This window comes from Amycolatopsis sp. NPDC054798 (assembly GCF_053611505.1).
In genome coordinates this window covers 1-23756 of sequence record NZ_JBSHAM010000112.1, presented here as the reverse complement: position 1 = coordinate 23756, position 23756 = coordinate 1, and the positions used below count along the sequence as shown (strand labels likewise).

Sequence of the window (23756 nt, the reverse complement as noted above, 5' to 3'; positions counted from 1 at the left end):
GTGAAGGGCTCCTTGAGGGAATTAGATTCCCTCAAGGAGCCCTTCACGGACCGGGGTGGTCGTGAGGGGAACCCTGAGGAGGGTGGCCCTTTTGCCGAAGTGTGAGCTGAGGCCGGGGCGGCGCCGTGCGCAGCACCCCGGCCCACAGCGGTATTAGCGGCCTTGCAGCGACTTCACGTTGTCGCCGAAGGACCAGCCTTTCGAGCCGTCCCAGTTGATTGACCAGTCCATCAGGCCCTTGATGCCGGGAACGCTTTGGTAGGCCTGCGAAACCAGGCCGGGGCTCATGTAGCCGCCGCCTGCGCCTGGCTGGGCGGGGAGGCCGGGGACCTGCTTTTCCAGTGGGACGCGGATGGTCGTGCCCTGTACGGTGAGGCCCTTGTCCAGGCACTGCGTCTGCACGGTGAAGCCTTGCACGGTCCCGGCTTCGTAGCTGTCGCCGGAGCAGCCGTACATCGAGCCGTTGTAGTACTGCATGTTCAGCCACCACAGCTGGCCGTTGTCGGCGTACTTCTTGATGATCGGCAGGTATGCGCCCCAGATCGAGCCGTAGGTGACCGAACCGCCGGTGACGTAAGCGGTTTCCGGGGCCATGGTCAGGCCGAAGCCGGCTGGCATCTGCGACAGTACGCCGTCGATGATGCGTTCCAGGTTCGCCTGCGAGGCGGACAGCGAGTTGATGTCGCCGCTGCTCGACAGGCCGGTTTCGATGTCGATGTCGATTCCGTCGAAGTTGTACTTCTTCAGGATCGGCACGATGGTGCTCACAAACCTGTCGGCGACCGAACTGGACGACAGGTCGATGCCCGCCGCCGCGCCGCCGATCGACATCAGGATGGTGGCTCCGGCGTCTTTGGCCGCGCACATCTCAGCAGGCGTGGAGACCTTCACCGTGGCGTCCATGCCGTCTTCCCACTGCACGGTGCCGTCGGAAAGGATCACCGGGAAAGCGGCGTTGATGACGTTGTACCCGTGGGCGGCCATGCTGGGATCGTTGATCGGCACCCAGCCCATGCCGGGGTGCACGCCGTTCGAGGCGCCGTCCCAGTTTTCCCAATAGCCTTGCAGCACTGAGCCGGACGGTCTCGGCTTCACCGCGCAGGTGTCAGATTGCGGCGCGGCGGCCGCTGAGGCGGAAGCGACTCCCGCGAGCGGCAGTGCGAGCAGGGCCGCCACGGCGGTCCCGAACCAACGCGATTTCCGACCGAACATCACGGCTCCCGTCCCCGATAACGGTGTTGCCGCAACGGTAAGCGGCGGCCCGGGGGATGCCTACCCCCGATCGTATGGTCTAGACAAATTCACGCCAGGTGGTCTGGACAAGTGGATAGACGCGGACCAGCCGGGCACGAGGCGCCGTGCCCGGCTGGTCCAGGTCAAACTAGGGAGCGATTACTGCGTCAGCAGGCCCCGCTGTCGGTCCAGACGGCCCAGGAACCGGGCGCACCCGGCTCAGCGCCGACGGAGTACCACGACGAGGTCCACTTGTGGCTCTTGTACGAGACGACGTCGCCCGGACCGTAGAACTTGTTCGAGTCCCACGCCGTCACGCCGCCGCAGCCGCCCGGGTTGCCGCTGCCCACGGTGAGCGTGAAGTCGGCGGTGTGGGTGGCGTTCGCGCCGGTGGCGGTGATCGTGACCTTGCTGGTGCCGTTCGGCGTGCTCGCCGTGGTGGCGATCGTCAGGGTCGCGGTGCCGCCGGACTGCACGGTCGCCGGGTTGAACGTCGCGGTGGCGCCCGAGGGCAGGCCGCTCGCGGTCAGCTTCACCGACTGCGCGTTGCCGTTGGTGATCTTGGTGGTCACCGTCGACGTGGCCGACTGTCCAGGCTGGACAGTCGCGGTCGTCGGCGAGAGCGCGACGGAGAAGTCGTTGTCCTTGGGCGGTTCGCCGCTGCAGGTGGCTTCACCGGAGACCGCGCCGACCGAAACCGCGTCCCACGCCGCCTTGGTGGCGTTGAACTCGGTGCAGCTGCCCGGGAACAGGTCGACCGCCGCCTGCAGGGTGGCCTTGCGGGCCGCCTTGTGGTTCCAGGACGACGTCTTGTGCAGCAGGCCGTTGTAGAAGATCTTGCCGGCCTTCTGGACACCGATGCCGGTGACGCTGCTGTTGTTGCAGGTCGGGCTCGTCGGCTGGCCGTCCGACGGCGAGGTGCCCTCGGAAAGCAGGTAGAACCAGTGGTTCTGCGGGCCCGCGGCGGCGTGCACCTCGGTGTTCGGGATCGACGACGAGTAGCAGTTCGGGTCGCCGACCTTCGACGGGTCGTACATGTAGCGGATCGGGCCCCGGCCGACCAGGTTGACGCCCTCGCCGACCTCGAAGTCCGGCTTGTCGACCGGGTTGTTCGCGTAGAACTCGGTCAGCGCGCCGAAAATGTCGCCGGTGGACTCGTTGAGCCCGCCGTTCTCGTTGCCCGAACCCGCGCCGCCCGGCGTGTTCTGGAAGATGCCGTGGCCGAACTCGTGGCCCGCCACGTCCATCGTGGTCGCCTGGCGCTGGTTGTCCTGCGAGTGCCCGAAGTGGGTGGACGAGCCGTCCCAGTAGGCGTTGACGTCGTTCAGGCCGACCGACGCCGGGAAACCGTTGCCGTTGCCGTCGATTCCGCTGCGGCCCAGCCAGTCCTTGAGCATGTTCCACTCGGTCTGCACCGTGTAGAGCACGTCGACGCAGCCGGTTTCGAGGTCCGTGCCGGACCCGTTGCCCCAGTTGTTGGACGACTTGGTGAACACCGAGCCGCCCTCGCGGCCGCAGCTGATGCCCGGCCGTCCCGGGTCGCGCATCGAGTACGAGCTGCCGGAACCGGTGGTGTCGATGCTGACCTGGCCGGCGTAGTAGCTGTTGCCGGTGCCCGCCGCCAGCGGGGCCGCGGCGTTCGTCCCGGTCTTGGCCGGGCTCTCGGCCTTCACGTCGTCGCGCTGGTCGAGGACCTTGCCGGTCGCGGCGTCGACGAAGACGTGCAGGTTGCTCGGCGCCTTCGCGGTACGGCCCGCGACGACGACCTCGTAGGCCAGTTTCGGCTGTGCGCCACCGAGAACGACCAGATCAGGCTTGCTCACCTTGCTCACGGTCGGCAACTGGCCGCGGGCGACCGAAGCCGCGCGCGCCGCGTCGACAGCAGGCGTGGTGCCCACGGTGATGGCCGCGCTCTCGGCGGAATCGGTGCCGCGCACGCGGCCCGCTCCGTCGGCGACGATCACCGCATCCCCGCCGACGACCCGGAGGCCGTCGTAGGTGCGCTCGTAGGAGTTGTAATACAGCCCGGCGTCGCCCAGGGTGGTGCTGACGCGGTGCAGGCTCTCGGCCGAGCTCTTGCGGAGCCCGACCGCGCCGGCGGCGGCGGCCCGGTCGGCGGCCGCGATCGCGGTGGCCTGCGGGTCTGCGGAAGGTTGGGCGGGGGCCGCGGATGCCGAGGTCACCGGCAGCGCGAGCAGGGAAAGGGCGAGACCGGCGACACTTGCGATGCCGGTAGCGAGCCCTCTTCTGGACGTCATCGACAGTCCTTTCGGGGTACACGATGGGGAAAAGCGCAACGCGTTGAGCTGGGCTGATCAGGCCGCGGACACCGTGAGTAAAAGAGCGCTCACGGGGGTGGTCAATGCGCTGAACGGACCAGCGGGACCCTGGGGGCGATCAGGACTATTCCTCGCAAGTGGCCTCGTAGCAGGGAAAACTCCGATTCGGGACGGGCCGGGCGACTTTCGTCGGTAGTTCCTGACAACCGGCCATTGGTAGGAGGACCGGAACCCGCTGGTGGTCCGCTTTCCCGCGTTCAGGCGCGGGCAACCGATCCGTCACGCTCTGGTGCCTACGCGGGCGCCCGCCGCGGCCGATCGGCCCGTAGGCTTGGCTGGTGAGCGAACAGTCTGAATTTCCCGACGGCCAGTACCCCGAACGTCCGGTGGAGCGGCACAAGGGCCCGGTGGTGCTCCGGCGCGATCGGCGCGATCAGGGCAGCACGACCGATCAGCGGCTGCTCGATTCGCGAGGACCGAGCGACTGGGTGCACACCGACCCGTGGCGCGTGCTGCGCATCCAGGCCGAGTTCGTCGAGGGGTTCGGTGCACTGGCCGAGGTTCCGCGCGCGGTGACCGTGTTCGGTTCGGCGCGGACCAAACGCGACAACCCGGAGTACGAACTGGGCCGCAAGATCGGCGCCGCGCTCGCCGAAGCCGGGTTCGCGGTGATGACCGGCGGCGGTCCGGGCGCGATGGAAGCGGTGAACCGCGGCGCGAACGAGGCGGGCGGGTTCTCCGTCGGGCTGGGCATCGAGCTGCCGTTCGAGCAGGGCCTCAACCCGTGGGTCGACCTCGGCGTGAACTTCCGCTACTTCTTCGCGCGCAAGACCATGTTCGTCAAGTACTCGCAGGCGTTCATCTGTCTTCCGGGCGGATTCGGCACGCTCGACGAACTGTTCGAGGCGCTCACGCTCGTCCAGACCAAGAAGGTGACCAAATTCCCGGTGGTGCTGTTCGGCACCGAATACTGGGGCGGGCTGTACGACTGGATCTCGAAATCGGTGCTCGAGGGCGGGAAAATCGGCGAGAAGGATCTCCAGCTGCTGCACCTGACCGACGACATCGACGACGCGGTGCGGGTCGTGCAGGATTCTTACCAGGCTTGGGAGGACACGCACTGATGCGGATCTGTGTGTTCTGCGGTTCGGCGCAGGGGTTTTCACCGGAGTACGCCGAGGCGGCGGCCGGGGTCGGAAAACTGTTGGCACAGCGGGGAATCGGCCTCGTCTACGGCGGCGCGAGCGTCGGCACCATGGGCGTGGTGGCCAACGCCGCGCTCGAGGCCGGCGGCGAAGTGATCGGCGTGATCCCGGAAGTGCTGTCGGACGTGGAAATCGCGCACGGCGGCCTCACCGAATTGCACGTGGTCGCCGACATGCACCAGCGCAAAGCGAAAATGGCCGCGCTGTCGGACGCGTTCGTCGCGTTGCCCGGCGGGGTCGGCACGCTCGAGGAATTGTTCGAGGTGTGGACCTGGGCGCAGCTCGGCATTCACCGCAAGCCGATCGGGTTGCTCGACGTGGCCGGGTATTACTCGCCGCTGGTGGCGTTCGCCGATCAGATGCTGGAGAAGGGGTTCCTTCGTCCGGAAACCCGGCAGCTGATCACCGTCGCCTCCGACGCCGAAAAGCTGGTCGACATCATGAGCCGTTCGGTCGGATAACGCGTTACGACGCTTTTTCGTCCGGCCGCTTGTGGTAGGTGTCGACGTATTCCTGTCCGGAGAGTTCGAGGATGGCGTACATGATCTCGTCGGTCACCGACCGGCGGATCGCCGAGGACGAGTCCTGGCCCTCGTACCGGGAGAAGTCCAGCGGCTGGCCGAACCGGACCCGGATTTTGGCTGGCCGCGGGATTTTCGCGCCGTTCGGCTGGATCCCCTCGGTGCCGAACAACGCCACCGGAACCACCTTGGCGCCGGTGGACAGCGCGAGCGCGGCGACGCCGGTGTGCCCGCGGTGCAGCCGTCCGTCGAGCGAGCGGGTGCCTTCCGGGTAGATCGCGAACACGCCGCCGTCGGTGAGCACCTTGCGGCCCGCTTCGAGCGCGGCGAGCCCGGCCTGGGCGTTGCCGCGTTCGACCGGGATGTAGCCGAGCGCGTCCAGCGATTTCGCGATGAACCGGCCCTTGAGCCCCTTGCCCGTGAAGTACTCGGCCTTGCCGAGGAACCGGACCTGCCGCGGCGTGGTGAACGTGATCACACCGGTGTCCAGCGCCGCCCGGTGGTTGGAGGCGAGCAGGACCGGGCCGTCCTCGGGGATGTTCTCCACGCCCTCGACCTGGGGCCGGTACAGCGCGCGGACCAGCGGTCCGAGCACGAAACGGACGAGCAGCGGCAGCAAGGGTTCTCCCTCCGGAGGATCGGGCACCTGCCCCAGCATGGCACGATCGCCTCCATGAGCTGGTTTCACCGTCGCACCTGGCAGGAGCCGGGGTGGAGCGTCGAGGACATCCTCGCCGCCAAACGCGGCCGGACGGTGTCGGTCGTGCTGCCGGCGCTGGACGAGGAAGAAACCGTCGGCATCGTGGTGGCGTCGGTGCGCCCGCTGCTCGGCGGAGTGGTCGACGAGCTGGTGGTCGTCGATTCCGGCTCCACGGACGCGACAACCGAGGTCGCGGCGGCCGCGGGAGCCCGCGTGGTGCGGCGCGAGGACGTCCTGCCGGAGCTGGCCCCGCGCCCTGGCAAGGGCGAGGTGCTGTGGCGCTCGCTGGCCGCGACGGCCGGCGACGTGCTGGTGTTCCTGGACTCCGACCTGGTCGACCCGGACCCGGCGTTCGTGCCGTCGCTGCTCGGCCCGCTGCTCACCGAGGACGGCGTGCACCTGGTGAAAGGCTTCTACCGCCGTCCGCTGCGGCTGGAGAGCACCGGCGGCGGACGGGTCACCGAGCTGCTGGCGCGGCCGGTGCTGTCCGCGCTGCGCCCGGCGCTGGGGGAGCTGGTGCAGCCGCTGGGCGGCGAGTACGCGGGAACGCGCGAGTTCCTGGAGTCGGTGCCGTTCGCCGGCGGGTACGGCGTGGAGATCGGACTGCTGCTTGACGCCGAGGAGCGCTACGGCCTCGACGGATTGGCTCAGGTCAACCTCGGCGTGCGCAAACACCGCAACCGGTCGCTGCTGCAGCTCGGCGTGATGGCCAGGCAGATCCTCGGCACCGCGCTGGCGCGCTGCGGGATGCCGAGTGCGGAGGCGGCACGGTTCACGCAGTTCGTGCAGGTGTCCGGGGAGTGGGTGCCGGACGTGACGGACGTGCCGGTGGTGGACCGCCCGCCGATGCGGGACGTCCTGGCCGCCCGGCAGCCGTAGCGTCCACATAGGACACAAACGGCGCGATTCATCGAGATGTCATCGGAGCGAGCTACGTTCCAGGACCGATCCGATGCGACTCGCGGGGGCGATGGACGTGGCCAAAGACCAGCTGGACCCCGGCACTGCGAACTGGGTGAAATCGCGCAATCTGGTTCTCCAGCGGCCGGACAAGAACACCGTGCGGGTCTGCGCGGACGACGGCAGCCGGGGCGGGTTCCCGATCGGCTGGGCCGAGCTGGCTCCGCATCCGTATCACCGGCGTCCCGTGTGGCAGACGGTCTACCGAAGCGTGCCTGGCGACGACTCCAGCTACTGGCTCGGCGGAATCGCCCGCCGAGCTGGCTACAAAACGATGGAGCACGGGGGAAACGACGACCTCCGGCTCTCGATCGACGAGATCCTCACGCTCGCCCGCTGGGGCGATGTACTGGCCGACCGCGAAATCCGTTCCGGCCGGACCGGGACCTACCTCGCCACGATGCACCCGGTGCAAGCCGAGTGGCTGGCCGGTCTCGACGAGCCGAAGGGGGTCGCCCATCTCGGCGGCGGACGGGTCCGGCTCACCAACGTCTTCGTCGCGCTCCTCCGGGGCTCGCCGGACTCGCAACCGCACATCGACGCCAACGACATGCTCCACCTCGACCCGATGGACCCGCTGATCCAGCTCACGCGGGAAGGGTGAGCTGCTGAAGTGCTGGCCGCCCGTCTTCCAGCGTGAGGATCCGGTCGAATCCGGCGACGTGCTCGGGCCGGTGTGTCACCAGCACGACGGTGCCCCTGGCCTGGGCGAGAACTCGGGCCAGGATTTCGTCGCCGTGTGCGGGGTCGAGTCCTTCCACCGGTTCGTCGAGGACCAGTACCGGCGGTGCGGCGAGTACGGCGCGGGCGAGGATCAGCCGTTGCCGTTGACCGCCGGAGAGGGCGTCGCCGTCCTGGCCGGTGTCCCGGTCCAGCGGAAGGTCGAAACCGGCGGTTTCGCAGGCGGCGCGCAGGTCGTCGTCGGTGGCTTCCGGGTTGGCCAGCAGCAGGTTTTCCCGGACGGTCGTGGCGAAGACGTGTGCGTCGGCGAGAGCTCCGGAGATCACGGCGGGGTGCGGTCCGGCCACCGGACGGCCGTCGACGGTGACCGAACCGGATGTAGGGGAGACGAAGCCGAGCAGGACGTGCAGCAGGGTGGTTTTTCCGGCTCCGGACGGGCCGAGAATGCCTAGGCGGGTACCGGGCGGCAGGTCGAGATCGATGCCGTCGAGCGCGGCTCGGCGGCCGGGATGCTGTACGCCGACGTTGGTCAGCCGGAAATGCCCGGGGCCGGGCTCGGGTTCCGGGGCTGGTGGCGGGGCGGCGAGGACGGCGCGTACTCGGCTCAGCGACGCCCGGAGGTCGGGGATTCGTTCGGCGGCGGCGAGCAGCGGCAGGACCAGCTCGAACAGGGCCATCGTGGTCAGGGTGAGGGCTGCGGTGACCGGGATGCTCGCCGGGCTGAGCAGCGCGACCGCGGCGGTGGTCGCGAATTGCACGGCCACTGCGGCAGCCGTGACCAGGGCGAGGCGGCAGCCGGTGCGGCGGGAGTCGTCCGCTAGCTCTTGGATGACTGTGGCGGCGCGCTCTTTCTCGCGTTGTTCCCAGCCGTAGGCGATCAGTTCGTGGCGGCCGAGGACGAGTTCTACCGTGCGTTCGGCAAGTTCTTGTCGCTCGCTGGGCTTTCCTCTGAGTGTCAGCAGTAGTCCTGTCGCGATGAGTCCGATCAGGACGGCTCCAGCGAGCGGAAGGCTTACCAGGCCAGCGAAAATCACCACTGCGAGACCGACGGTTCCCGCGACCGCGGCCGGCAGCGCGAGCCGGAGGACGGCGTCCTGCACTGCGTCCACATCGGACACTAGGCGGGTGACCAGGTCCGCGCCGGAGTGTTCGGCGACGCGGCGGGGGAGAAGGGCCTGGTACACCCGGGTCCGCAACGAGCCGAGGTAGCGGAGGACAACGTCATGCCCGGCAAGGCGTTCGGCGTACCGGAGCCCGCCGCGGGCCAGCGCGAAGACTCGCACGGCGACGATCGCCAGCGTGAGCGCGGCGAGCGGAGGTTGTTCGGCGGCGCGCATGAGCAGCCACGCCGCGGTGCCGGTCAGCCCGAGCCCGGCAAGTTCGGCCCCGACGGCGAGCAGGGTCGCGCGGACGAGTTTCATACTGTCACCCCATGTTTGAGTTCGACCGTCCGCGACGCGAGTGCTGCCAGCGCCGGGCGGTGCGCGACCAGGAGCGCGGTACGGCCGGGCAGCAGTTTCCTAGCGCCTGCCAGCACAGTTGCTTCGGTACGTGCGTCTAGCCGGGCGGTGGGTTCGTCCAGCAGGACGAGTCCGGCTTCGGTGCGGGAGAGAGCACGGGCTAAGCCGACGCGTTGCCGTTGTCCGGAGGACAGCCCGGCGCCCAGTTCGCCGACCTGGGTCGCGTAGCCGTCGGGGAGATCGGCGACGATGTCGTCGACTCGACGTCCGCCGGTGTTTTCCTTGAGGGTGCCTCGGAAGAGCGTCGGGCGTTGCGGCAGCCACGCGGTGTCGCGCAACCAGGACGAGTGGTCGAGGGTGCGCAGGTCGATACCGTCGATCAGGACTTGGCCGGACGTCGGCTGGACGAAGCCCAGCAGTACGGCGAGCAGGGTGGATTTGCCGGAACCGCTCGGCCCGACCAGAGCGAGGTGTTCGCCGGAGCGAATTGTCATGTCCACTTCGGACAGTGCGCAGGTTTCGCCGTAGTGCACGGAAACGCGATCGAAAACAACCTCCGGCGGACCGAGGCGACGCGTCTGGGTACCGGAGCGGCGCACGGCCGTTGGGGCGGTCAGGATCTCCTTTAACGCGGCGAGTCCTTCGGCGGCAGCGTGGAACTTCGCTCCGGCGGCGCGCAGCGGCAGGTACGCCTCGGGGACAAGGACCAGGATCAGCATCGCGGCGTGGGCGGTCATCGAGCCGGACAACAGCCGGAATCCGATCGGAACTGCGACAAGCGCGATCGACAGGGTAGCGACCAGTTCGAGCACCAACGCGGACAGGAAGGCGACCTTTAGCGTTCTGATGGTGGCGTCGGCGTGCGCGTCGGCCATCTCGCGCACGATGCGGGTCTGAGCTTGTGCGCGGCCGAACAGCTTGAGCGTCGGCAAACCGCGGACGACGTCGAGGAAATGTCCGCCCAGTCGCGTCAGGAGTGTCCACTGTGTACGCGCTTTCGTGTGGGCACCGATCAGCGCGCCGAAGATCGGGATCAACGGAACGGTCGCGGTTACGATCAACGCGGAGGTCAGGTCTTCGGTGAAAAGCCTTGCCAGTACTGCGATCGGAACCAGTACGGACAACACCATCGCGGGCAGGTATCCGGTGAGGTAGGTCGCGGTGGCGTCCACGCCCTTGGTGATTCGGGTGGCGGTCACGCCGGGGTCGCCGGTCGCGTCGAGCAACCGGCGACGCAGACCCGCTTGCGCCGACGCGGTGAAGCGGCTGGTGAGCAAACCCTGTACGAAGACGAGCAGAATCCGCGCCCCGACTGCGACGCACAATGCTATCGAAACACCGCCGCCGGTGAGGAGTGTCGCCAGCCCGTCCGCCTGGACGAGCACGGTGACGGCGGCGGCGACGCCCAGCACGCCGAGCGCTGTGAGGTAACCGCGGAGACCGGGTAGGACGGGCATGGCGAGGCTCCTTCAGAAGTGCAGCAACGACTTTTCGTCAACCGGCTGCCGATGTGCCCTCCAGGTCAGCCACTGCACAGCGATCAGCACGAGGATTGCCGGTGCCGCGAACCAGCCGATCACCGCGGCCATGTCCGGCGTGGTGGCGGCCTGCTCGACGGTCAGCTGATAGCCCGTCGTGGACGACAAGACGACCGGGAACCGCAGTACGCCGGCCAGCAACGCCGGGCAGGCGCTCAGCAGCATCGCGGCGGGCAGGGCCAACCGCGGCCGACTGAGTCCGAAAAGGATGGTCAGATAAGCCGCGAAGGCGATGGCTACCACGACCAGCCCGGCCCAGGAACCGCCGGAGAAAGCTCCCCAAACCGTTGCTATCACCAGGAAGACCCCGACCGGAGCCAGGAACGACCGAGTCAGCCGCCGAACCCGCCCAGCGATTTCCGCCGGACCGCGCACGGCAAGGAAAACCAGACCCTGCAAGCAGAACAGCGCGACAAACCCGAGCCCCCACAACACCGCGTACGGATTGAACAGCGCCAGGACGTCATCCACCGGACGGCCTTGCGCGTCGAGCGGCAGCCCGCGCACCAGGTTGCCGAGGAACAATCCCCACGAGACCGCTGTGACCAGCGCGCCCGCGGTAATGGCGAACGTCCAGCCGCGCCGGTTGCCCTCCGGATGCCGGCTCCGCAGCTGGACCGCCGCGGTGAACGTGACCAATCCCAGCAGCAACAGCACGACCAGCACGTAAGCCCCGGCGAACACCCGACCCTCCAGATGCGGGAACGCGCCGAACAACACGCCGACCGCCGCGACCAGCCACACCTCGTTGGCCAGGAAGAACGGGCCGGCCGCGCCGAGCACCCGCCGTTGCCCGGCCTCGTCGCGGGCCAGCGCGGGCAGCACCATCCCGACGCCGTAGTCGTAGCCGGCCAACGCGAAGTAGCCGCCCAGCAATAGTCCGAGCACACCCCACCAGATCGTCACCACGGGTCACACTCCACTCAGGACGGGAAGTTCGGTTTCCGCCGCGGCGACCGCCGGACCGCGTTTGGCGATCCGGGCGAGCAACACCCAGTCGGCGATGGCGAGCACGACGAACAACAGCGTGAAAGCGATAAAGGAGAACAGGATCTGCCCGCCGCTGACGCCGGCGACCGCGTCCGCAGTGCGCAGCTTGCCCCACACCAGCCACGGCTGACGCCCGATCTCGCGGACCAGCCAGCCCAGGATCGCGGCGACGAACGGCACGGCGATTCCCGGCACCATCAGCAGAAGCACCGGCCGCGCCCGCAGCAGCAGGTCGCGGAACAACAGCAGCGTGCCGATGAGCGACGCGAAGAACGCGAAGAAGCCGAGCATGATCATCATCCCGAGCGGAAGCCCGACGCCCACCGCGCCGTTGAACTTGCCGTTCTGATAGCTGGCCACCTCGGCGAACTGTGCGAACCCGGCCTGGATCACCAGCACGCTGCCGATCAGTGACGTCACGACGCCGATCCGAAGCGAGCTGCGGAAGAAGCCGATCTCGCTGGTGCGCTTGAGGAAGTGGTACGCGCTGACCCCGGTCACGAAGAACCCGCCGGTCAGCAGCGCCGCCCCGAGCACGTGCGGCAGCGACGCGACCAGTGCCGGGTTGGTGAACAGCGCGCCGAAGTCGTCCAGGCGCAGCACACCGTTCTCCATCCGCGAACCGACCGGGTTCTGCAGGAACGAGTTGGCGACCATGATGAACAGCGCCGAGGCGTACGCGGTCAGCGTGACCAGCCACAACACCGCCAGGTGCAGCCACTTGTTCATCCGGCCGCGGCCGAAGATCCACAATCCGAGGAACGTCGATTCCAGGAAGAACGCCACCAGCGTCTCGATCGCGAGCGGCGCGCCGAAAACGTCCCCGGCGAACGCGGACAGTCCGGTCCAGGTCATCCCGAACTGGAATTCCATCACGATTCCGGTGACGATTCCGAGTGCGTAGTTGACCACGTACAGGCGTCCCCAGAACGCGGTCATCCGGTGCTGCTGCTCCTCGCCACGGATCGTCGCGCGGGTCTGCATGATCGCCACCATGGTCACCAAACCCAGGGTGAGCAGCACAAACAGGAAGTGGAACGAGGTTGTGGTCGCGAACTGGAGTCTCGCGATCGGCAGTGGGTCCATGCCGGCAGAGCCTATACGTAGTACGGCTACATGTAGCGGCGAAACCCATGAGATCCGGGTTATCTCAGGGTTTTTCCCGGACGGTTCCGCCGACCAAGGCGATTAGCCTGCCAAGGTCAAGATGAGTAGACTGCCCACCTATGAAAGCGGACACGTTGCGCGGACACCTCGACGCGTTGCTGCTGGCCGTCCTCGACGGCCGCAAGCTGCACGGCTACGCGATCATCGAGGCGCTGGCGCTGCGCAGCGACGGAGCGCTCGACCTGCCCACCGGCACGGTGTACCCGGCGTTGCGCCGGCTCGAGCGCGCAGGCTGGCTGGCCAGTGAATGGGACGTGGTGTCCGGTCGCAAACGGCGCACCTACCGGCTCACTCGCGCCGGGCAGCAGGCACTGACCGCGGAGCGGGCGCAGTGGCGGGAGTTCACCACGGTGATCGGCGGAGTGCTGGAACCATGACCGGAGCGATGACGAAGACAAGCCCCATCGACGGCTACCTGGCCGAACTGGACCGCGCGCTGGTCGGCCGCCGGGGCGCGAAGGCGGATCTGCTCGCCGAAGCACGCGACGGTCTGCTCGACGCGGCTGAGGCGTACCGCGAGGGCGGCTGGAGCGAGACCGAAGCGCAACGCCGCGCGGTAGCGGATTTCGGTCAGATCCGCGAGGTCGCCGGCGACTACCAGGCGGAACTGAGCATGCACAACGGCGTGCGGATGCTGTGGCTGCTCGTGTTCGGCGTGCCGGTGATGGAGACGTCGTGGCAGGTGGCCCGCATCTTCACCTACGGTTCCTGGTCGCGGCTGACCACACCGAACCCCGGCTGGTACCTGTACGTCACGCAGTTCACCCACGCCGCGATCTACGCGGTGCCCTTCGTCGGCCTTCTCGCGCTGGCGGCCACGCGGTGGCTGAGCCGCCGGTTCGACGGCGCGCGCACGGCGCGGGTCTGCCGGGTGCTCGGCGCGATCGCCGTGGGCCTCAACCTGTTCTCGGTGCTGCTGCTGATCGGAGCGACCGGAGTGGTCGACGCGGCGAGGCTGTTCCTCAGCGGGCCGTGCGGGCTGCTGATGGTTTCGTGGGTGATCCTGTCGTTCCGACTTGTCGTGCTAGCGCGACGTTCCTGGCGGCGGTGTGCCACGATCGTCGCGTGACGACCGCGCTGATCTACCTCGTAGTCATGCTGCTGGTGGCCGCCGTGGTGTTCCTCCTGGCCGCTGTGGTGTTCGGCCGGGGCGAGGAACTGGCGCCGCTGCCGCCGGGCAGCTCGCCCACCCGCCTGCCCGCCGAGGACATCACGGGCGAGGACGTCCGCCAGGTGCGTTTCCAGCTGGTGTTCCGCGGCTACAAGATGTCCGAAGTGGACTGGGTGCTGCGCAGGACCGGCGTGGAACTGGACGAACTGCGCGAACGCGTCGCCCGGCTCGAAGCCGCGCAGCAGCCGCGCGAGGCGGCGCACCGGAGGCCGACGGGTGAGTGACCTGGTGCTGTCGGTCGACGTCGCGGCGCCAGCAGGCACGACCTGGCTCGCGCTCACCGACTGGGCCCGGCAAGGCGAGTGGATGCTCGGCACGTCGGTGCGGGTCGTCGAGGGCAACGGACGCAGCGTCGGCTCGAAGCTCGCGGCCTTCACCGGCGTCGCGGGAATCGGCTTCACCGACACCATGGAGATCACCGCCTGGGAGCCGCCGCTGCGCTGCACGGTGCGCCACCTCGGCAGCTTCGTGCAGGGAACCGGGGTGTTCCAGGTGCTGTCGAAGGGGGCGGGACACTGCACGTTCGTGTGGGCCGAACACCTCAAGCTGCCGTTCGGACTCCTCGGCCGCGCGGGCTGGCCGCTGGCGCGCCCGGCGTTCGCGCTCGGGGTGCGGCATTCGCTGCGCCAGTTCGCGAGGTTCGCGGAGAACTATTCAATGGGGGAACAATGACGGACCTGCTGGGCGAGGATGGCATCGCCCGATGCAGCTGGGGCAACTCGTCCCCGGACTACGCGGAGTACCACGACAAGGAGTGGGGCGTCCCGCTGCACGGCGAGGCCGAGTTGTACGAACGCCTGTGCCTCGAATCCTTCCAGTCCGGACTGTCCTGGATCACCATCCTCCGCAAACGCGAAAACTTCCGGAAAGCCTTCCGCGGCTTCGCCCCGGAGAAGGTCGCGCGCTTCGGCGAGAAGGACGTCGAACGCTTGATGCAAGACGCCGGAATCGTCCGCAACCGCGCGAAGATCGAGGCAGCGGTGAAGAACGCGCGCGCCGTCGCGGACCTGGACCTCCCGCTGGACAAGCTCCTATGGTCCTTCGCCCCCGCGAAACACCGCCGCCCTCGCACCATGGCCGACGTCCCCGCGATCACCGACGAATCGAAAGCCATGGCCAAAGACCTGAAGAAGCGCGGCTTCGCCTTCCTGGGCCCGACCACCTGCTACGCCCTGATGCAAGCCACCGGCATGGTCGACGACCACGTGAAGGGCTGCTTCCGCGCAGCCTGAACTCGTTCTGTGAGGCCCACCCTCGCGACCCTGGGTTCCCTCAGGCCCTTTCCCGGCCAGCCCCCGGCCCACCTGCTGCGATGCCCCCAATGTGGCATTGGGTGCGTCTGACGCACCGAACGCCACATTGGGTGCATGCGACGCACCCAATGCCACATTGGGGCGCTAGCCCCGCCCGCCAAACCGCCGCACCCGCGAACTCACTTCCCGCCACACCCAAGCCCCGCGTCCCACCACTCAACCGCAGCCCGCGCGCCCAACCCCGCCAGCGCACCCAAGCCCCGCGCCCCACCTGCCCAACCGCAGCCGCAAACCCAACTTGCCCACTCACCCAAGCCGCGCGCACCCACTGCCCAACCGCACCCGCGCACCCAAACCCACCAGCGCAGCCACACCCGGCCCTGCACCCCGATACGAAGCCTCCCTGCGGTCTGAGGGTGGTTGTCAAGGCATCTTTCCCGCCTTGACAACCACCCTCAGACCGTCAGCACAATCGAGCTTCGGGGTGCCCCACACTCACCCAAAGCAATGTCGCCGCCAGGCGACGAGCCCTCACTCACTTCCCCTGAAAATTAGGCTTCCTCTTCCCCACGAACGCCTCCACAGCCTCCGCATGATCCGCAGTACCCCCCAACTCCGTCTGCGCCACGTCCTCCGCCGCCAGCGCCTCCTCCAACGAAGACTCCGCCGCCACCGCCAGCACGCTCTTGATCTTGGCGTAAGCCACCGTCGGCCCAGCCGCCAGCTTCGCCGCCACCTTCTGCGCCCGAGCCGCCAGCTCCTCGTCCGGCACAACCTCCCCGACGAGCCCGATCCGCAACGCCTCCGCCGAGTCGACCGTCCGCGCCATCAACATCAACTCCGCCGCCCGGCCGTACCCGATCAACCGCTGCAGCGTCCACGACGCCCCCGAGTCCGGCCCGAGCCCGACATTCGCGAACGCCATCAAGAACGAAGACGACTCAGCCGCGATCCGCAGGTCGCTGGCATACGCGAAGGCCGCGCCAGCACCTGCCGCGGTGCCGTTCACCGCCGCGATGACCGGCTTCGGCATCCCGGTGATCGCCTTGACGATCGGGTTGTAGTGGTCGCTCACTGTGTGCAGCGGGGCCGGGTCGTTCGCCTGCAGCAGGCCGACGTGCTCCTTGAGGTCCTGTCCGGCGCAGAACGCCTTGCCGGTGCCGGTCAGCACGACCGCGCGGACGTCCGGGTCCTCGGCGGCCGCGCGCAGCTCGGCGATCAGGCGTTCCTTGAGCTCGACGGTCAGCGAGTTGTACGCCTCCGGCCGGTTGAGCGTCAGCGTGCGGACGCCGTCGGCATCGGCGGTCAACAGGACGTCGGATGTGGTCACGAAATGCTCCTCTGAAGCGGCGGCTCGGGTTCTCGGGACTGAGTCTCGCACCCTCGGCGGGCGGCATACCAGCACCGATGCGGCGGCAAATGATCGGTCCGCGTTCGCGCCCGGGCGCTGATGAGGGACAATGGGGGACGAGACCCGGCTGGCATGGGAGTGCGCGACCCGGGCGCGCCGGTTGAGACGGAGGGAGCACGCTATGGCGGCCATGAAGCCCCGGACCGGAGATGGTCCCCTCGAAGTGACCAAGGAGGGGCGGGGCCTCGTCATGCGGGTGCCACTGGAGGGTGGCGGCCGGCTGGTCGTCGAGCTCTCCGCGGAGGAAGCGAAGGACCTCGGCGCCGCATTGCAGGAGGTCACTGGCTGACCTGCGCTCTCCCCGCTCTGTCCACTGTGCACCCCGGTCTCCTTTCGGAGGCCGGGGTCGGTTCGTCTGCGCCCTAAGGTTGCTCGCTGTGCGTAACTCGCTACCACCCGTTCCCACCAAGCTGCCCGAGATCGAGGTCGTCGCCGCGACGCGCCGCGGAGTCCCGCGAGCATTGCTGGTCGCGCCGGCCGAGGCGGAGGAAGGCGCGGCGTACGGGTCGAGCGGACGCACCGCCGAAGTGCGCGAAGTGCCTGAGGACGGCGACAGTCCGCGTTGGGTCGCCGGTATCGGCGAAGGCGCGCCGAAGGACTTTCGACGGACTGGTGCGGCGTTGGCGCGCGCGTTTCGCGACGCGGCGGCGAACCGTCCGATCCGGACTGTCCAGGTCGTACTGCCCGAAGACGCGACTGCGGAGCACGCGGCCGAACTAGCGGTTGGACTGTCGCTGGGCGGCTACCGGTTCGTGGTCACCACGACAGAGCCGAAGCCGCCAGTGCCCGCCGTACGAGTCGTTGCCGCGCACGAGCGCGCGGTACCCGCGTACGCAGACGCAGTGGCGCGCGTACGCATTCTCGCGGCGGCTGCTGCCTTTACGCGCGATCTCGCGAACGCGCCGTCGAACGTTAAGAACCCGGCGTGGCTGGCGAACACCGCGGCAAAGGTGCTGGGCAGCACGGTTGAGGTGACCGTGCGAGACGAGAAGTGGCTTGCAGACAAGGGGTTCGGCGGAATCCTGGCAGTTGGCGGCGGTTCGGACGCTCCGCCGCGCTTGATCGAAATGGCACACCGTCCGCGCGGCGCGACGAAGCATTTGCTGTTCGTGGGCAAGGGGATCACGTTCGACACCGGCGGCATTTCGCTGAAACCGGCCGACGGCATGCACCTCATGCGCACCGACATGGCGGGCGGCGCGGCCGTGATCGCCGCGATGCGCGCGATCGCGGAGCTGAAGCTGCCGGTGCGCGTCACCGCGCTGGTGCCCGCTGCGGAAAACCACGTCTCCGGTGGCTCGTACCGGCCGGGCGACATCGTGCGGCACTACGGCGGCCAGACCACCGAGATCGGCAACACCGACGCCGAGGGCCGGATGGTCATGGCCGACGCGCTCGCGTACGGAATCTCCCAGTTCAAGCCGGACCTGATCGTCGACGCGGCCACGCTGACCGGCGCGATGAAGGTGTCGCTGGGCTTGCGCACCGGCGGCGTCTTCGCGACCGACGACGACCTCGCCGCGCGAGTGATCGAGGCGGGCGTCCGCGCCGGGGAAGCGTGGTGGCGGATGCCGCTGGTCGAGGACTACGCGACCGGCATCGAGGGCGAGCTCGGCGATGTGAAGCAGGCTCCCGGCGGCCCCGGCGGAATCATGGCGGCGCTGTTCCTGCGGGAGTTCACCGCGGGGTTGCCGTGGGCGCACCTGGACATCGCGGGCCCGGCGCGCGCGGACAAGACGTACGACGACGTGGTGCCGGGCGCGTCCGGGTTCGCGGCGCGGACGTTGGTGGAGTTCGCCGCTTCGTACGCGGGCTGACGGTTCTGCCGCGGCGATGCTGTCGCCGCGGCAGTCCGAACCTCGTTCTAGTTCTTCCCCGCCAGCTCTTCCTCGCGCCGGGTAAGCACAATCGGATCCCCGTCGGTGATGGCGACCGTGTGCTCCGAATGCGCGGTGCGCGAGCCATCGGCGGAGCGGATGGTCCAGCCGTCCGGGTCGTAGACGATCTGGTCCGTCGTGCGCGCGAGCCACGGTTCCAGCGCGAGCGTCAGGCCCGGCCGCAGCTTCATGCCGCGGCCCGCCTTGCCGCGGTTGGACACGTGCGGGTCGCCGTGCATCGTGCGGCCGATGCCGTGCCCGCCGAACTCGGTGTTGACCGGATAGCCGTAGCCGGTCGCGACCGCCTCGATCGCGGCCGAGATGTCGCCGAGCCGGTTGCCCGCGCGCGACGCCTCGATCGCCGCTTCGAGCGCTTCCTCGGTGGCCCGGATGATCCGCTGGTCCTCCTCGGCGGGCGTGCCGACGATGACCGTGCGCGCCGAATCGGCTGCCCAGCCGTCGATGGTGACCGCGATGTCCGCGGTGAGCACGTCGCCGTCGCGCAGGGTGTAGTCGTGCGGCAGGCCGTGCAGGACGGCGTCGTTGACCGACAGGCAGATGACGTTGCGGAACGGGCCCTCGCCGAAGGACGGCGCGTAATCCCAGTAGCACGAGACGGCCCCGCGCCGCTTGATCATGCCGCGCACGTGGTGCTCCAGGTCCATCAGGTTGACGCCGACGTCGGCGAGCCTGCCGACCTCGGTCAGCACCTCGGCGACGAACCGCCCGGTCACGTGCATGCGGTCGATCTCCGCAGGCGTCTTCAGCTCGATCACGACTACCTCGCGTCCTCAAGTTCCGGTATTTCTATACCGGAAACGGTAGCACGGTACCGGGATAGAAATACCACTACGGGTCTAGTTCGTCCTGCCGAGCACGTGGTCGCGGAACGCTTGCACGGCGGGCGAAAGCGGTTCCCCGGCGCGCCAGCCGAGCCCGATCGTCCGGTGGACCGGCGGATCCAGCGGCACCTCCGCGACACCGGCCGGGGAACCGGGCTCGAAGCGCGGCAGGAGCGCGACGCCCAGGCCCGCTCCGACGAGCCCGCGGACGGTGTCGGATTCCTGGCCCTCGAAAGCGACCTTCGGGGTGAAGCCGGCGGCGGCGCAGAGGTCGTCGGTGATCCGGCGCAGGCCGTAGCCGTGTTCGAGGAGGACGAACGGCTCGTCGGCCAGTTCCGCCACGCGTACGCCGCGCCGTCCGGCCAGCCGGTGCCCGGCCGGAACCGACAGGTGGATCGGCTGCTGATCGAGCACGACGGTCTCCAGCCGGTCGTGCTCGACGACCGGGGCGAGCAGGGCGAGATCGAGTTCCCCGGCCACGAGCCGATCGACCACCTCCTGCAGCGAACCCTGCACGAGGGTGAACCGCGCCGCCGAGGCTTGATCGCGGTACACGCGCAGCAATCCTGGCACCAGCGACCGGCCGAGCAGGTGCAGGAATCCGAGCACGACGCGACCGCTCGCCGGTTCGATCTCCTCGCGAGCGAGGCGGACCCCGGCGTCGACCACGGGCAGCGCGCGTTCCGCCGCGTCGGCCAGCAGTTCGGCCGCCCGGGTCAGCCGGACGCCGCGGCCGTCGGGCACGGTCAGCGGCGCGCCGAGGGCTTGGCCTAGCGCGGCCAGCCGCCTGCTGACTGTGGGTTGCGGCACTCCGAGGATTTCGGCGGTGCGGGTGACGTTTCCGGTGCTCCGCAGCGTGGCCAGCAGAGACAGGTGCGGGACGAGCTGCGCGGTGAGGCTCTCATTCGGCACAGTATGAATGATGGCAGATCTGTGTATTAGACGTATTGATTAGCGAAGCTTAGCTTCAAGGGCATGTTCTCCTCCGCCCGCCGGGTGAAGGTCGCGGTCGCCGCCGCGGGCTTCACGTCGTTCGCCCTGCTCTACGCCCCGCAAGCGGTCCTGCCGCAGCTCGCCGGGCAGTACCACCTCGATCCCGGCGGCGCGGCGCTCACGGTGAGCGTGGCGACCGGTGCGCTGGCGATTTCCGTGCTGCCCATCGCCGCGCTGTCCGAGGTGGTCGGCCGCAGGCCGGTGATCGTCGCGTCCGTCGTGATCTCCTCGGTGCTCGGGCTTTTGCTGCCGCTGATGCCGAACTACCCGGTGATGCTGGTGCTGCGCGCGGTGCAGGGCGTCGCGATCGCCGGATTCCCCGGCGTGGCCACGGCCTACCTCGTGGAACGGCTCGGGAAGACCGGCGTCGCGGCCGCGGTCGGGGCGATGATCGCGGGCAACACCGTCGGCGGCATGACCGGACGGCTGGCCACCGGGTTCACCGCCGGTCCGTTCGGCTGGCGCGGCGCGTTGTACGTGGTGGCCGGGATTTCGCTGGTCTGCGCGGTCGTGACCGTGGTGCTGCTGCCGCCCTCGCCGGTCAAGACTGGGGAGCGGCAAGGCCTGCGCGACATCGGCACCGGCCTGCTCTCTGCGGTGCGCCGGCCGGTGCTGCTCGCGCAGTACGCCGTCGCGCTGCTGGCCATGGGGTCGTTCGTCGCGCTGTACAACGCGGCCGGGTTCCGGCTGACCGGCGAGCCGCTGAACCTGTCGCCGGCGATCGCTTCGCTGGTGTTCGTGTCCTACGCGCTGGGCTCGGTTTCGTCGGCTACGGCCAACCGGCTGTCCGCGCGGATCGGCCGCCGGCGGGCACTGGCCGGCGTGCTGGTGCTGACCGCGGTCGGGGCGTTGCTGACGATCCCGGACTCGCTGCCGTTGATCGTCGTCGGCTTCCTGGTGCTGACGACGGCGTTCTTCGCCGCGCATTCGATCGCGAACAGTTGGGCCGCGGCCGACGCCCCGGAGAACGCGCGCGGTCAGGTCGGCGGGCTGTACATGCTCATGTACTACCTGGGCAGCAGCATCGGCGGCGGGATCGGCAGCGTCGTCTACGGACGGGCCGGGTGGAGCTGGCTGATCGTGGCCGTCGTGGTGTGGCTGGGGCTGGCCGTGGCGGCCGTGGGGGCGGGGACGCGGGCGCGGCGAGGGGAGCATGTCCTGGTGGCGTCGTGAGTGCTGATCGCGGTTCTAACCGTGACTGCCGCTCACGAGCACGCGGTGGCCACGAGCAGTCCGCCGCCGACCGGCAGCAACGCCGGGATCAGCCGCTCGTCCTCCCGCACCGCCCGCGCGACCTCGCGCAGCGCCATCGTCTCCGGGTCGCGCCGGGCCGGGTCGGTGAGCCGTCCGCCCGCCAGGACCTGGTGGAACACGATCACCCCGCCGCGGCGCAGCAGCGCGACGCCCTGCTCGTAGTAGCCGGGGTACTCGATCCGCGCGGCGTCGACGAACACCAGGTCGTAGCCGCCCGGCGTGAGCCGCGGCAGCACGTCGAGGGCACGGCCGACGATGAGCCGCATCCGGCCCGGCGGGTAGCCCGCTTCGAGGAAGGTCTTGCGCGCCGCCCGCTGGTACTCCGGCTCGACGTCGATCGAGGTCAGCACGCCGTCGGCGGCCATCCCGCGCAGCAGGTACAGCCCGCTCACGCCGGATCCGGTGCCGACCTCCACGACCGCCCGCGCGGCCACCGTCGCGGCGAGAAACCGCAGCGTCGTGCCTGCTCCGGGGGCCAGCGGGGCGCACCCGAGGTCGACCGCGCGCAGCCGTGCCGCGGCCAGCACGTCGTCGTCGGGCAGGTACCCGTCGACCTGCTCGGCGCCGACCGCCCCGGTCTCGGCCGCCGCCTCTGTCCCCGAACTCACGCGCGAAGGTTAGCGCTGGTTGTCGATAAATCAGCGAAGGCTCCCTGGTAAGCGCCTTCCGGCCCGGCGTAAAGCCCGCGAAAACCCTGGAAAGGCCCTCGCCGGTCAACTTCTCAGGCTGCTCTCAGACCGGTCTCATGAGTTCCATAAGGAAGACCGACAAACTGAGTCTCAACCACACGGGAACACCGTGTGCCCGGCCCGCGTTGGCAGAGGTGAAGAGGAGTTGACCCAGATGGAGGTGCCTGCTCCCCTGATGCAGAACGCCGAACTGCCGGAGGCCGCTCCGGTGACCGTGGACGCAACCGAGGCGGCCTGGACGCCGCCCTCGTGGGACGAGGTCGTGCGCGAACACGCCGACCGCGTCTACCGGCTCGCGTACCGCCTCACCGGTAACACGCACGACGCGGAAGACCTGACCCAGGAGACGTTCATCCGCGTCTTCCGGTCGCTCGCGTCGTACAAGCCCGGCACCTTCGAGGGCTGGCTGCACCGGATCACCACGAACCTGTTCCTCGACATGGCGCGCCGCCGCTCGCGCGTGCGCATGGAGGGGCTGCCCGAGGACACCGACCGGATCGTCGGCGACGACCCGAGCCCCGAGCAGCACTACAGCGACACTCATCTCGACCCCGACCTGCAGGAGGCGCTCGACGAGCTGCCTCCGGAGTTCCGGGCCGCGGTCGTGCTGTGTGACGTGGAAGGACTGTCGTACGAGGAGATCGGCGCGACGCTGGGCGTCAAGCTCGGCACCGTGCGCAGCCGCATCCACCGCGGCCGCTCGGCGCTGCGCGCGTCGCTCGAGCGCCGTCGCGCGACCCGGGAGGAATCTGTGAAGGTGTCCGTATGACCGGCTGGCGTTTCGCCGAATCCCACCTCATGCCCGACGCGGTAGTCGCACTGGTCGACGGCGAGCTGACGCCGGTCGCCCACGACCGGGCCCTCGCGCACGTCGCACGCTGCCCGGACTGCGCGGCGGAGGTGACCTCGCAGCGACAGGCCGTCGCGGCGGTGAAGGATGCTGGTGCGCCGTCGATGTCGGCGGGGTTCCTGGCCAGTCTTCGGTCTATTCCGGAGCACACTGATTTGCCGGGTACGCCGGACAATCTCGCGGTCACCGCGGATGGCCAGCTGGTGGCGATCCAGCGGCCGGAGCGGGTGGCCGGATTGCGGGACGCGGGAGTGCTCGGGGGTGCTGCGCCGTTGGGAACAACCGCGCCGCTCGGGCAGTCGGCGACGGTGCTCGGCGGCGGACGGTTCGCGTTCAGCCGGAAGCGGGCGGCGCAAGGGGCCGGGGTCGTGGTGTCCGGGCTCGTGCTGAGCGCGCTCGCGCTCGTCGGGACGGCGGCGGATAGCGGCGAAGGGGCCGACGGGCCTGGGCGGGTGCCTAACGCGAATCTGCTGCCTGCGAATTTGAATGTGCCTCGGACTGGTAGTGGGGTGGTGTCTCCGGAGCCGGGGCCGGAGGCTGAGCCTGGCGTGGTTCGGGCTGGGGCTGCTGTGGCGGCTCGGTAGGGGGCGGGGCGGCTCGTCGCCTGGCGGCGACATTGCGCCCCGGATTCGTGAGGGGGCACCCCGAAGCTGATTGTGACGACGGCGCGGGGGTGCTTGTC

The 23756-nt window shown here is 69.1% G+C and carries 25 protein-coding genes; 14 read left to right on the top strand and 11 right to left on the bottom strand.

Annotated features, from left to right (window positions below; all coding sequences use genetic code 11):
- Positions 1 to 153: 153 nt before the first annotated feature.
- Both ACWGIC_RS39255 and ACWGIC_RS39250 read right to left on the bottom strand, forming a co-directional pair.
- The gene (locus ACWGIC_RS39255) at positions 154 to 1212 is read right to left on the bottom strand and encodes a chitinase (RefSeq protein ID WP_452081018.1); all 1059 of its coding nucleotides are present in this window, start codon (positions 1210 to 1212) and stop codon (positions 154 to 156) included.
- Positions 1213 to 1400: 188 nt separating this feature from the next.
- Complete coding sequence (locus tag ACWGIC_RS39250; RefSeq protein WP_452081017.1) at positions 1401 to 3491, bottom strand: M4 family metallopeptidase; 2091 nt, start codon at positions 3489 to 3491, stop codon at positions 1401 to 1403.
- Positions 3492 to 3850: 359 nt separating this feature from the next.
- Between ACWGIC_RS39250 and ACWGIC_RS39245 the strand changes: the two genes are divergently transcribed.
- Positions 3851 to 4636 carry an LOG family protein gene (locus ACWGIC_RS39245; RefSeq protein ID WP_452081016.1) on the top strand — a complete coding sequence of 262 codons (786 nt, stop codon included), beginning with the start codon at positions 3851 to 3853 and terminating at the stop codon, positions 4634 to 4636.
- A complete protein-coding gene (locus ACWGIC_RS39240; protein WP_452081015.1) occupies positions 4636 to 5178 on the top strand; it encodes an LOG family protein in 543 nt (180 codons plus the stop codon). The genes ACWGIC_RS39245 and ACWGIC_RS39240 overlap by 1 nt, the downstream gene beginning before the upstream one ends.
- A gap of 4 nt (positions 5179 to 5182) precedes the next feature.
- Here ACWGIC_RS39240 and ACWGIC_RS39235 read toward each other — a convergent pair whose 3' ends face one another.
- Positions 5183 to 5857 carry a lysophospholipid acyltransferase family protein gene (locus ACWGIC_RS39235; protein ID WP_452081020.1) on the bottom strand — a complete coding sequence of 225 codons (675 nt, stop codon included), beginning with the start codon at positions 5855 to 5857 and terminating at the stop codon, positions 5183 to 5185.
- 54 nt (positions 5858 to 5911) lie between these two features.
- Between ACWGIC_RS39235 and ACWGIC_RS39230 the strand changes: the two genes are divergently transcribed.
- A complete protein-coding gene (locus tag ACWGIC_RS39230) occupies positions 5912 to 6817 on the top strand; it encodes a glucosyl-3-phosphoglycerate synthase (RefSeq protein WP_452081014.1) in 906 nt (301 codons plus the stop codon).
- A gap of 73 nt (positions 6818 to 6890) precedes the next feature.
- Positions 6891 to 7502, top strand: coding sequence for a hypothetical protein (locus ACWGIC_RS39225; protein ID WP_452081013.1), 612 nt, complete (start codon positions 6891 to 6893; stop codon positions 7500 to 7502).
- On the opposite strand, the gene cydC is transcribed toward ACWGIC_RS39225, so the two are convergent.
- From cydC to ACWGIC_RS39205, 4 genes are read right to left on the bottom strand one after another with little or no spacing between them, the layout of a single operon-like run.
- Entirely contained in the window at positions 7486 to 9000 is a 1515-nt protein-coding gene (cydC, locus tag ACWGIC_RS39220) for a thiol reductant ABC exporter subunit CydC (protein ID WP_452081012.1), read from the bottom strand. The two genes, ACWGIC_RS39225 and cydC, sit on opposite strands and share 17 nt — an antisense overlap.
- Entirely contained in the window at positions 8997 to 10496 is a 1500-nt protein-coding gene (gene cydD / locus ACWGIC_RS39215) for a thiol reductant ABC exporter subunit CydD (protein WP_452081011.1), read from the bottom strand. The genes cydC and cydD overlap by 4 nt, the downstream gene beginning before the upstream one ends.
- A 12-nt stretch (positions 10497 to 10508) precedes the next feature.
- On the bottom strand, positions 10509 to 11486 hold the full coding sequence (locus ACWGIC_RS39210; RefSeq protein WP_452081010.1) for a cytochrome d ubiquinol oxidase subunit II: 978 nt from the start codon (positions 11484 to 11486) through the stop codon (positions 10509 to 10511).
- A gap of 3 nt (positions 11487 to 11489) precedes the next feature.
- On the bottom strand, positions 11490 to 12653 hold the full coding sequence (locus ACWGIC_RS39205) for a cytochrome ubiquinol oxidase subunit I (protein ID WP_452081009.1): 1164 nt from the start codon (positions 12651 to 12653) through the stop codon (positions 11490 to 11492).
- A 140-nt stretch (positions 12654 to 12793) separates the two neighbouring features.
- Between ACWGIC_RS39205 and ACWGIC_RS39200 the strand changes: the two genes are divergently transcribed.
- Genes ACWGIC_RS39200 through ACWGIC_RS39180 form a run of 5 tightly spaced genes read left to right on the top strand, consistent with a single transcriptional unit; the run spans position 12794 to position 15137 of the window.
- On the top strand, positions 12794 to 13111 hold the full coding sequence (locus tag ACWGIC_RS39200) for a helix-turn-helix transcriptional regulator (protein ID WP_452081008.1): 318 nt from the start codon (positions 12794 to 12796) through the stop codon (positions 13109 to 13111).
- An 8-nt stretch (positions 13112 to 13119) separates the two neighbouring features.
- Entirely contained in the window at positions 13120 to 13803 is a 684-nt protein-coding gene (locus tag ACWGIC_RS39195; protein ID WP_452081007.1) for a permease prefix domain 1-containing protein, read from the top strand.
- Positions 13800 to 14129 (top strand): DivIVA domain-containing protein, encoded by a 330-nt coding sequence (locus tag ACWGIC_RS39190; protein ID WP_037815935.1) that lies wholly within the window; start codon positions 13800 to 13802, stop codon positions 14127 to 14129. Before ACWGIC_RS39195 ends, ACWGIC_RS39190 begins: the two co-directional genes overlap by 4 nt.
- The gene (locus ACWGIC_RS39185) at positions 14122 to 14577 is read left to right on the top strand and encodes an SRPBCC family protein (protein ID WP_452081006.1); all 456 of its coding nucleotides are present in this window, start codon (positions 14122 to 14124) and stop codon (positions 14575 to 14577) included. Before ACWGIC_RS39190 ends, ACWGIC_RS39185 begins: the two co-directional genes overlap by 8 nt.
- Positions 14574 to 15137, top strand: a complete 564-nt coding sequence (locus tag ACWGIC_RS39180) for a DNA-3-methyladenine glycosylase I (RefSeq protein WP_452081005.1) — start codon at positions 14574 to 14576, stop codon at positions 15135 to 15137. Before ACWGIC_RS39185 ends, ACWGIC_RS39180 begins: the two co-directional genes overlap by 4 nt.
- Positions 15138 to 15693: 556 nt before the next feature.
- On the opposite strand, the gene ACWGIC_RS39175 is transcribed toward ACWGIC_RS39180, so the two are convergent.
- The gene (locus ACWGIC_RS39175) at positions 15694 to 16488 is read right to left on the bottom strand and encodes an enoyl-CoA hydratase-related protein (protein WP_452081004.1); all 795 of its coding nucleotides are present in this window, start codon (positions 16486 to 16488) and stop codon (positions 15694 to 15696) included.
- 202 nt (positions 16489 to 16690) lie between these two features.
- On the opposite strand from ACWGIC_RS39175, the gene ACWGIC_RS39170 reads away from it, so the two are divergent.
- Both ACWGIC_RS39170 and ACWGIC_RS39165 read left to right on the top strand, forming a co-directional pair.
- Positions 16691 to 16858: a DUF3117 domain-containing protein gene (locus ACWGIC_RS39170; protein WP_005155393.1), complete on the top strand. Its 168-nt coding sequence runs from the start codon at positions 16691 to 16693 to the stop codon at positions 16856 to 16858.
- A gap of 88 nt (positions 16859 to 16946) precedes the next feature.
- The gene (locus tag ACWGIC_RS39165) at positions 16947 to 18386 is read left to right on the top strand and encodes a leucyl aminopeptidase family protein (protein WP_452081003.1); all 1440 of its coding nucleotides are present in this window, start codon (positions 16947 to 16949) and stop codon (positions 18384 to 18386) included.
- A gap of 47 nt (positions 18387 to 18433) precedes the next feature.
- On the opposite strand, the gene map is transcribed toward ACWGIC_RS39165, so the two are convergent.
- Together map and ACWGIC_RS39155 are read right to left on the bottom strand one after the other, a co-directional pair.
- Positions 18434 to 19222 (bottom strand): type I methionyl aminopeptidase, encoded by a 789-nt coding sequence (map, locus tag ACWGIC_RS39160; protein ID WP_452081002.1) that lies wholly within the window; start codon positions 19220 to 19222, stop codon positions 18434 to 18436.
- An 81-nt stretch (positions 19223 to 19303) separates the two neighbouring features.
- Entirely contained in the window at positions 19304 to 20200 is an 897-nt protein-coding gene (locus ACWGIC_RS39155) for a LysR family transcriptional regulator (protein ID WP_452081001.1), read from the bottom strand.
- A gap of 63 nt (positions 20201 to 20263) precedes the next feature.
- On the opposite strand from ACWGIC_RS39155, the gene ACWGIC_RS39150 reads away from it, so the two are divergent.
- Positions 20264 to 21454 (top strand): MFS transporter, encoded by a 1191-nt coding sequence (locus tag ACWGIC_RS39150; protein WP_452081000.1) that lies wholly within the window; start codon positions 20264 to 20266, stop codon positions 21452 to 21454.
- 32 nt (positions 21455 to 21486) lie between these two features.
- On the opposite strand, the gene ACWGIC_RS39145 is transcribed toward ACWGIC_RS39150, so the two are convergent.
- Complete coding sequence (locus ACWGIC_RS39145) at positions 21487 to 22143, bottom strand: O-methyltransferase (RefSeq protein WP_182894385.1); 657 nt, start codon at positions 22141 to 22143, stop codon at positions 21487 to 21489.
- Between the two features lie 235 nt (positions 22144 to 22378).
- On the opposite strand from ACWGIC_RS39145, the gene sigE reads away from it, so the two are divergent.
- Together sigE and ACWGIC_RS39135 are read left to right on the top strand one after the other, a co-directional pair.
- Positions 22379 to 22993: an RNA polymerase sigma factor SigE gene (gene sigE, locus ACWGIC_RS39140; protein WP_452081019.1), complete on the top strand. Its 615-nt coding sequence runs from the start codon at positions 22379 to 22381 to the stop codon at positions 22991 to 22993.
- Positions 22990 to 23658 (top strand): anti-sigma factor family protein, encoded by a 669-nt coding sequence (locus ACWGIC_RS39135; RefSeq protein ID WP_452080999.1) that lies wholly within the window; start codon positions 22990 to 22992, stop codon positions 23656 to 23658. The genes sigE and ACWGIC_RS39135 overlap by 4 nt, the downstream gene beginning before the upstream one ends.
- The last annotated feature ends 98 nt before the right edge of the window (positions 23659 to 23756 follow it).